Here is a 7,074-nt window from a genome sequence, read left to right as displayed (position 1 = left end):
GCGCCGTCGTCCGGAGGTCGTCGCCCTTCGGTGGGTGGTCGTCCGGCGGGTCGTCGTCCCGACCGTTGTCGGTGCCGCGTGCGAGCATGCGGGCGAGACCCGTTCGCCCCCGACCGTGAGGTGCCACCGCCATGCCGCGTTCCGCCCCCGACCAGCTCGCCGACCTGCCGTACGCGGACCTGCTCCGCCCCCACGCCGGGCGGCTGCGCAGCGACGAGCGGTACGACACCACGCACTTCGACGGCGGCGAGCACACCGACGAGTCGGCGGCCGGGGCGGCGTTCCTGGAATGCGCCTTCACCGGGGTCGCGCTCAGCGGGGTCAAGCTGCGCCAGGCCCGGTTCAACGAGGTCTGGGTGCAGGCCGGCCGCTGGGTGGCCTGCGACCTGAGCGACACCGAGTGGCAGGACAGCGCCTTCGTCGGCGGCGTGCTGGCCGGGGTCGCCGGATACGGCTCGGCGCTGCGCCGGGTGGTGTTCCGCGGCTGCAAGCTGGAGGCGGTCAACCTGCGGGCGGCCGTGCTGCGGGACGTCGTGTTCGAGGACTGCCTGCTGCGCGACGTGGACTTCGGCGAGGCCAAGCTGACCGAGGTGTCCTTCCCCGGCTCCACGCTGGAGGAGGTCCGGCTGCGCGGCGCCACCCTGAAGAAGACCGACCTGCGCGGGGCCGCCCGGCTGGGCCTCGCGGACGGCCACCAGGGGCTGCGCGGCGCGGTCATCAGCTCCACCCAACTGCTGGAGCTGGCACCGCAGTTCGCCCACGCGCTGGGAATCGAGGTCAAGGACCGCTGACCAGCCGCCCGCTCCGTCCCTCCCCGCCGTTTCCGCCGCCCGTTCAGCCCGGCGTCGCTCGGTGACACCCGGACGAACAGTCCGCCAACCCTGCCGCGCGCATCTGGTGGGCGCCTCCGGCCGGGGTGGAAGATGCTGCGCGATCGATGAGCCCCGACTTGTGTACACAACATCGCCAGATCGCCAGTGAAGGGACGGGCCGGGCTGATGGCCGAGCTGAGTCGTAGGAAGTTCGTCACGCTGTCCGGTGCCGCCGCGGCGGGACTCGCCGTGGCCGGCACCAGCGCCGCAGGGGCCGCCCCCGGCGCACCCGCGGTGGCCTCCACCGCCACGCTCCAGCAGACCGGCACCATCAACGACGTGCAGCACGTGGTGATCCTGATGCAGGAGAACCGCAGCTTCGACCACTACTTCGGCACCCTGCGCGGGGTGCGCGGCTTCGCCGACCGCAGCGCCATCCAGATAGCCGGCGGCTACAGCGTCTTCAACCAGCCCAACGGCCTGCTCGGCCGCCAGTACCCGTGGCAGTTCAGCCAGACCAAGCCGGCCGGCGGCGCAGACCCCGAGCGCCTCGCCCAATGCAACGGCGACCTCAGCCACGGCTGGAGCGATCAGCACAAGGCCTGGAACAGCGGCAAGATGGACTCCTGGGTCGCCGCCAAGGGCAACGTCCGCACCCTCGGCTTCCTCACCCGCCAGGACATCCCGTTCCACTACGCGCTGGCCGAGAACTGGACCATCTGCGACGCCTACCACTGCTCCGTGCTCAGCGCGACCGGCCCCAACCGCACCTACCACTGGTCCGGCCAGATCGACCCGGCCGGCAGCGCCGGCGGCCCCGCGTACGACGGCGGCGACGAGAAGGGCCTGCGCTGGCAGACCTACGCGGAGGCACTGGAGAGCGCCGGCGTCAGCTGGAAGGTCTACCAGAACGCCGCCGACAACTACGGCGACAACGCCCTCGCGTACTTCACCCAGTTCTCCGGCGCCCCGGCCGGCAGCCCGCTGGCCGTCAAGGGCATGGGCTCGGTGCCCAAGGCCACCGGCAGGACCCCGGACGACATCGCCGCCGCGATCAAGGCCGACGTGCTGAACGGCACCCTCCCGCAGGTCTCCTGGATCGTCCCCGACCAGGCCTCCTCCGAACACCCGTACGCCACCCCCGCCGACGGCGCGCACTTCGTCCACCTGGTGATCGACGCGCTGAACGCCGACCCGAACGTCTTCAACTCGTCCGTCCTGTTCATCAACTACGACGAGAACGACGGCTTCTTCGACCACGTCCCGCCGCCGGCCGCCCCGGCCGGCACCCCGGGCGAGTTCTACAACGGCACCAACATCGGCCTCGGCTTCCGCGTCCCGATGATCGCCGTCTCGCCCTGGACCCGCGGCGGCTGGGTCAACTCCGAGACCTTCGACCACACCTCCGTGCTGCGCTTCCTGGAGACCTGGACCGCCGCCCTCGGCACGCCCGCGCAATGCCGGAACATCAGCGACTGGCGCCGACGCGTCTGCGGCGACCTGACCAGCGCGTTCGACTTCGCCAACCCGGTCTACGGCCTGCCCGGGCTGCCCGACACCTCGCAGACCATCGGCCTGTCGGCGTGCGGCCCGCTGCCCAACCCGGCCCCGGTCAACAACCAGCTCCCGATCCAGGAGACCGGCACCCGGCCGGCCCGCGCCCTGCCGTACCAGCCGAACGCCAACCTGGACCACCTGGAGTTCGGCTCCGGCGGGGTCATGAAGGTCTGGATCGCGATGGACAACGGGGGCACGGGGGCGGCGAAGTCCGCCCACTTCGCCGCCTACGCCAACGCCTACCGCAGCGGCGGCCCCTGGCAGTACACCGTCGACCCGGGCGGCACCACCAGCGACTTCTTCAACTGCGGCACCAACTTCGGCGGCGGCCCCTACGACCTGACGGTCGTCGGCCCCAACCGCTTCCTGCGCCGCTTCAAGGGCGACGCCACCAAGGCCGGCAAGAACGCGGCCGTCACGGCGTCGTACGCGGTCGAGCCGGGCACCGGCAAGCTCGCCGTCTACTTCAAGCTCGCCAACTCCGGTGCGACGCCCATGACCTTCACGATCGCGTCGAACAACTACCGCACGGACGGCCCCTGGACGTACCAGGTCCCCGCCGGCGGCAACGTCACCGACTTCTTCAACGCCGCGGCCTACAACAACGGCTGGTACGACTTCACGGTGACGGTCGACGCCGACAGCACCTGGTCCCAGCGCTTCACCGGCCACCTGGAAACGGGCACCCCCAGTATCACCGGCTGACGCCCCAGGCCCCGCTGCCCGCTCCCTCGGGTGGCGGGGCCTCCACCGGCCTCTGATCGGTCGTCAACTCGGCGCGGAATCGGCGCGGAATAGTATTCCGATCCGCCTGCCGACCTTATGGCCGTCCGGGATCCTGCCTACCGTGAGCCCACGGCGCAGAAGGTATCGCGCATGAAGGTTCCGGACAATTCCCCGCTCAAGCGTCAGGGCCGCGCGGGGAGGATCGGGGGAAACGACCATGGGAACACGTGAACAGCACGGCGCCGGTCGCGCGCCCGGGCTGCGGGCCGCACGGAGGACGTCGATCTCGGCCCTGGCCGCGCTCTGCTGCGCCGCCGCGCGGTCCAGCGCCTGCTCCGCCGCCGCGTACCGCCCGGCCACGAAGTGGCACCATCCGAGGTACGCGGTCCCCATGGCGGCCGCACCGATCGCCGGAGCCCGCAGGGCGTACGGCGCGTCCTTGGCCGCCTGGACGGCCAACTCGGCCCGCGCCGCCACCATCGGAGTCACATCCGCGGAGGAGGAGATGTCCTCCAGCTTCCGCAACTGGACCAGCCCCGACTCCGCCTCGACGATCACCGCCCGGTCCACCAGACCCGGCCTGCGGGCCTGGAAGCCGGCCCGATCAGGATCAGCCGGAATCAGGCCGGACAGCGCGCCTCCCGCCCCCAGCGCCCCATCGATCAACCGGGCCAGCGCCGGATCCGGCATCCGGTCGCCCGACTCGAACCTACTGATGGTCGACTGGGACACGAACACCGTCGCCGCCAGCCTCGGCTGGGACATACCCGCCCGCCGACGCAGCAGCCGCAACGTGCGCCCGAAGGACGTCAAACCCGCCTCCGCTCTTGGCCGTTCACCCACCTACCAAGTGCTGCCGGAGCCTACCCCCCGACCGGACAACTCGCCACAGCCCCAAGCAGATCGAGGAGCCGGACGCGCCCGGCGTCGGCATCCGGCGGTCACCCTCGCCGGGCAGAACGGAGGCCCCACTACCCGCCTCGGGTAGTGGGGCCTTGGGTGCGTGATCGGAGGTCGCTCGCTGTTTGGGGCGGCCGGATGGCGTAGGTGGTGAATCCGGCGTGCTCGCCGGTCGGGACGAACCCTGCCTTGAGGAGGACGCGACCGGAGGCCGGGTTGTCCGGATGGTGCTTGGCGTGGATCTCGGGCAGCCCGAGGTGGCCGAAGCCCAGGGCGAGAATCCTGAGGACCGCCTCCGTGGCGTGCCCCTTCCCCCAGGTGTCCGCGCGCAGGATGTAGCCGAGTGTGGCGACGGGGCGGTCCAGGAGGAGCTTGATGATCCCGAGCAGGTCGCCGTCGAAGTCGAGGCCCAGGGTGTAGAGCGTGCGCGGGGATTGAGCGGCGGAGGCCACTGCGTCGCGTGCGGCGCTGCGGGCTTCGGCGGCGTCCATCGGCCCTCGCTGGAGGAACCTGGTCGATTCCGGGCTGTAGATCCGCTGGAGGGCGGTGGCGTCGTTGCGGGTCAGCTCGCGCAGTACGATCACTCGCCCACCGCCTGCACCATGGTGGTCAACTCGGCGGCGGTCGGCCGGTCGTCGGGCCCGGCCAGCAGGACGAACCGCAGCCGGGCCTGGAGTGCGGGCCAGGGCACCCGGGAGGACATCGGGACGGCTCTGGCGGCGATGGCCTCGCGAATCACCTCGACCGGCGTGCCCCGGCCGAGTCCGGCGGCCTCGTAGTCCAGCGGCCAGTTGCCCGTGGCACAGGTCCACAGGGTGCCGGCGAGGGCGTAGACGTCGGCGGCCTGTGTCGTGTCGACGGGTTGGGGTCCGGTGATGATCCGGGCGGCCAGTTCGGGGGCGGTGAGGTGGACCATCGTGCCGTCGAAGGTCTTCCAGGGAGTGGTGCCGACCTTCCGGGACCAGGCGAAGTCGAGGAGGCGCACGGTTCCGTCATCACCGTGGACGCCGTGCTGGGGCTGGAGGTCGCCGTGCACCCATCCGTCGGCGTGGAGGACGGCCACGGCGCGGCACAGCCCGACCGCAGCGGCAAGGGCTTGGCCCCGCCCTCCTTCGCCCTTGCGCACGGGACGGAAGGCCTGCCAGGTGGATGGTCCGGCCAGCCATGGGGTGACGAACCAGACGCCGTTGTCGAAACGGCCGGCGGTCACGGTGTAGCCGGGGAGCCGGTCCAGCACGGAGGCTTCTCGCGCGGTGACCTCGGCGGCCTCACCGGCGCCGAGCTTGATGCTCGCGCGGCCTCGCGGCCCGGTCGCCTTCCAGACCGACGAGCCCCGCCGGTTGCTGATCTCCTCCAGTTCCAGCGGCCCGCATACGGCCTCTGCGGCCTTCAGCGCTTCGGCGGCCTCGGGAGTGAACTCGCCCATTCTCTTACTGCCTTCCACTCGCAAGGGATGTGCTCGAACACGTCGTGGCCGTCGTCAACGGCCCCGCCCACCGCCGCCGCGAGATCGGGTGTGCTGGTCAGGAGCTTCGGGTCCAGGAGGCGGACGGCCGCGCGCACCGGGAGGAACGAGAACGGGGCCGGCGGGATGTCGTGCCCGGCCCTGCTGGTCTCGGCAGCCCCTTGGACGAACTTGCCGAACATCACGCCGACCGGCCCGTAGAGGTTCTTCAAGGCCCAGTGCGGCCAGGCCAGCAGCTCGCGGTGGTCGGCGTCGGCGCACTGCCCGATCAGCACCACGTTCTCGCAGGCCAGCGCGCCGAATGGTCGGGCCATCAGGGGGCGAATCCACTCGGCAGCCTGTACGCCCGCGTAGAACAGTTCGGCTTCGACGGCGTACCGGCGAGTGTCAGGCGAGATCTCGTAAACGGTCCACCCGGTCATACCGCGCGCTGCGGATGGCCGGAGGAACGGGCAGTACTGCTGCATGGCGGGGAGATAACCGCTCACGTCCACGCCGGCCGGGTGTTCCGTCCGGGCCTCGGTGAGGCGGAGCGCCCCGGCAGTCGGCCGGGACGCTCCGTCGGACGGTGCGGTGATCACCGGGTGGTCGCCGCTGGGGCCAGGTCGTCGCCGTCGCCGGGCGCGGGCGAGCAGTCCCACTCGGCCCAGACCTCGCCCGTCTCGCGGTAGCGGGCCAGGGCCACGGTGTTGACCGTGTCGTCGGCGTCGGTGAACCAGATCTCCGGCAGGGGGCCGTACGCCTCCTCGTACGCGCCCACCCAGGAGATGAAGCCGACGCCCACGCTCTCGACGTGCGTCAGCTTGCGTCCGCCGTGCCGGACGGCGAATGCCTCGTGCGCGGCCGGATCGCTGAGAAGCTGGTGCCACACGTTGAGGAATAGGCGCGGAAGTGTCGCGTGCGCTCGTAGAGCGGTACCGCTGATTCCTGCAGCATGCGAAGGCCGGTGCGGGTGAGCCTGCGCCACTCGACATACATGGAGTCCACCGCGCGGTTGGCGGCGATCAGATCCTCGGCCTGGTCGTCCGCCCCGCAGGCTCGGCACCACGCTCGGATGTCCTTGTCGGATGGCGCGGTCTTGGCGTTGATGATGCGGGAGGTCTTCGCGCCGTTCCACCCGCACAGGGTCGCCAGCTCCTGCCCCAGGAGTCCGGCGTCCAGCATGATCTCGCGCAGCCGCGCGGCGACGGCCAGACGGGCCTCTTGGGCACTGGAGGACGGGGAGACGGGCATGAGCTGGCAGGTGGGTCAGACGGTGTACTTCTCGTGCGGGATGCCGCGCTCCCAGACAGCCTCGAAAGCGACGGCGCAGAGTTTGGCCACTGCAGGGTCGTCGGTGAGCGTGGGACCGGCAGAACCGCCGTCGCCGGTGAAGTGGTTGAAGCGAACCACGGTTTCGTCGAACAGCCAGAAGTCGTTACCGGGCAGGGCGATATCCGACGCCTGACGGCGCGGCAGCCAGCGCACCTGCTCGCCGGCCGCCAGGTTCACGACCGTTCCGGCATGCTCGTACCGGATGTAGTCGGTGACCGGCTCGGAGACGATGCGCCCGCCGGGTAAGGACACCCCCCCGGCGGCAGCGTTCCCGGTATTGGCCAACCAACCCGGCCCCCC

The 7,074-nt window shown here is 71.2% G+C and carries 8 protein-coding genes and 1 pseudogene; 2 read left to right on the top strand and 7 right to left on the bottom strand.

All coding sequences use genetic code 11. The annotated features are described in order from the left end of the window. Positions 1–131: 131 nt before the first annotated feature. On the top strand, positions 132–791 hold the full coding sequence (locus tag ACFV6I_RS20675; protein ID WP_380335024.1) for a pentapeptide repeat-containing protein: 660 nt from the start codon (positions 132–134) through the stop codon (positions 789–791). Between the two features lie 207 nt (positions 792–998). After that, positions 999–3,074, top strand: coding sequence for a phosphocholine-specific phospholipase C (locus tag ACFV6I_RS20670; RefSeq protein WP_380426829.1), 2,076 nt, complete (start codon positions 999–1,001; stop codon positions 3,072–3,074). Between the two features lie 63 nt (positions 3,075–3,137). Here the strand turns inward: ACFV6I_RS20670 and ACFV6I_RS20665 are convergent, their stop codons facing one another. The 7 genes and pseudogenes from ACFV6I_RS20665 to ACFV6I_RS20635 all read right to left on the bottom strand — a co-directional run. After that, the gene (locus tag ACFV6I_RS20665; RefSeq protein WP_380426827.1) at positions 3,138–3,908 is read right to left on the bottom strand and encodes a multiprotein-bridging factor 1 family protein; all 771 of its coding nucleotides are present in this window, start codon (positions 3,906–3,908) and stop codon (positions 3,138–3,140) included. A 158-nt stretch (positions 3,909–4,066) separates the two neighbouring features. Beyond that, a complete protein-coding gene (locus ACFV6I_RS20660) occupies positions 4,067–4,579 on the bottom strand; it encodes a GNAT family N-acetyltransferase (RefSeq protein ID WP_380426825.1) in 513 nt (170 codons plus the stop codon). Then, positions 4,576–5,421, bottom strand: a complete 846-nt coding sequence (locus tag ACFV6I_RS20655) for a hypothetical protein (RefSeq protein ID WP_380426823.1) — start codon at positions 5,419–5,421, stop codon at positions 4,576–4,578. Before ACFV6I_RS20655 ends, ACFV6I_RS20660 begins: the two co-directional genes overlap by 4 nt. Continuing rightward, a complete protein-coding gene (locus ACFV6I_RS20650; RefSeq protein WP_380426821.1) occupies positions 5,385–5,774 on the bottom strand; it encodes a hypothetical protein in 390 nt (129 codons plus the stop codon). Before ACFV6I_RS20650 ends, ACFV6I_RS20655 begins: the two co-directional genes overlap by 37 nt. 263 nt (positions 5,775–6,037) lie before the next feature. Further along, positions 6,038–6,244 carry a hypothetical protein gene (locus tag ACFV6I_RS20645; protein WP_380426819.1) on the bottom strand — a complete coding sequence of 69 codons (207 nt, stop codon included), beginning with the start codon at positions 6,242–6,244 and terminating at the stop codon, positions 6,038–6,040. Between the two features lie 89 nt (positions 6,245–6,333). Further along, positions 6,334–6,693: pseudogene (locus ACFV6I_RS20640) on the bottom strand (helix-turn-helix domain-containing protein); the annotation flags it as partial. 15 nt (positions 6,694–6,708) lie between these two features. After that, positions 6,709–7,074 (bottom strand): DUF6879 family protein (locus ACFV6I_RS20635; RefSeq protein WP_380426817.1); only part of this gene is annotated, 366 nt, incomplete at its 5' end.

Origin of the sequence: Kitasatospora sp. NPDC059803 (genome assembly GCF_042732255.1) — a bacterium.
GTDB lineage: Bacteria > Actinomycetota > Actinomycetes > Streptomycetales > Streptomycetaceae > Kitasatospora.
Note: the sequence above shows the minus strand (reverse complement) of the source record. Positions and strands in the feature narration are given on the sequence as shown.

Coding starts and splice junctions, on each gene's coding strand:
- ACFV6I_RS20670 (WP_380426829.1), top strand. CDS start 999: ATGGCCGAGCTGAGTCGTAGGAAGTTCGTCACGCTGTCCGGTGCCGCC.
- ACFV6I_RS20650 (WP_380426821.1), bottom strand. CDS start 5,774: ATGGCCCGACCATTCGGCGCGCTGGCCTGCGAGAACGTGGTGCTGATC.
- ACFV6I_RS20655 (WP_380426823.1), bottom strand. CDS start 5,421: ATGGGCGAGTTCACTCCCGAGGCCGCCGAAGCGCTGAAGGCCGCAGAG.
- ACFV6I_RS20675 (WP_380335024.1), top strand. CDS start 132: ATGCCGCGTTCCGCCCCCGACCAGCTCGCCGACCTGCCGTACGCGGAC.